Here is a 1048-nt window from a genome sequence, read left to right as displayed (position 1 = left end):
CGAGGTCGCCCACGTCGGCCCGCACGTCGCCGACCGCCGACGCGCCTTCGATGCGTACGTCGCCGGTGCTGGCTTCGGCGGTGACGGTGCCCTCGACGTTCCGGATCGTCACGTCCCCGACCGAGGAGTCGACGGCGAGGTCGCCCGTCACGCCCTCGACCCGAACGTCCCCGACGCTGGCGTCGATCTCGGCGACGCGGAGCGAGCGCGGGACACGGATCGTGAGGTCCATCGACGGCGTGCCGCCGAGCAGGGAGCTCTCGCCGGTGTAGCGGGTCGCGAGCGTCAGCCGGTCCCCCTCGCGTTCGACCGCGAGGTCGAGCTTCGAGAGGTCGCCGCCGACCGAACTGGACTGCTTGACCATCTCGACGTCGATGTCGTCGCGCTCTTCGCCGCGGACGGTCACGTCGCCGACCCGGGCGTCGACGGCGAGCGCCGCGGCGCCCTCGGTGGGGATGGTTCGGTCGTCTTCGAGCCGCTTGCCGACGAACGGCGTCGCGCCGGTGCAGCCGGCGAGCGCGGTCACGAGTGCTGCGCCGACGCCGCCGAGCAGTCGTCGTCTGGTGGAGGTCCGCTCCATACGAGACCCGTCGCCCCCGGAGCACTTCAACCGTGTTCGCCGACTGTCACGGCGCCCAGTCGTCGAAACCTATTTGTACTGGATTCGTTCCCCGACTCAGGTACCTTCGAGCGAGTAGAGCACCGCGAGCAGGCCGGCGATGTTCGCGAGTAAGACCGCCAGCAGCGTCGCCGCGTCCGAGAGCGCGAACAGCGGGCCGGCGCCGTAGGTGAGGAAGAAGGGCACGACCGCGATGCAGGCCACCCCGATCGCGAGGAAGCGCATCGCCCGGCTGTCGTTGCGCCGGTACCCCTGATACGCCAGCCACGCGACGACGCTGCCCGCGGCCGCGGTCGCGCCGGAGGCCAGCACCAGCAGCGTGGCGGCGTCAACCACGGTCGAACACCACCGTGAGCACGATCAGGAGGCCGGCGAGCTGGCTCGCCGTCGCCACCAGCGCGCGCGTTGTCGCCGGCACGTCGCCGACCT

2 protein-coding genes are annotated in these 1048 nt (G+C 71.6%); both read right to left on the bottom strand.

Annotated elements, in window-relative coordinates:
- Window positions 1-580: DUF4097 family beta strand repeat-containing protein (locus ACFR9S_RS06735; RefSeq protein WP_379818316.1), on the bottom strand; the 580-nt coding region annotated here is incomplete at its 3' end.
- Window positions 581-676: 96 nt separating this feature from the next.
- A complete protein-coding gene (locus ACFR9S_RS06730) occupies window positions 677-955 on the bottom strand; it encodes a DUF7521 family protein (RefSeq protein WP_379818315.1) in 279 nt (92 codons plus the stop codon).
- Between the last annotated feature and the right edge of the window lie 93 nt (window positions 956-1048).

Origin of the sequence: Halolamina salina (assembly GCF_042678005.1) — an archaeon.
Taxonomy (GTDB): Archaea; Halobacteriota; Halobacteria; order Halobacteriales; family Haloferacaceae; genus Halolamina; species Halolamina salina.
Note: the sequence above shows the minus strand (reverse complement) of the source record. Positions and strands in the feature narration are given on the sequence as shown.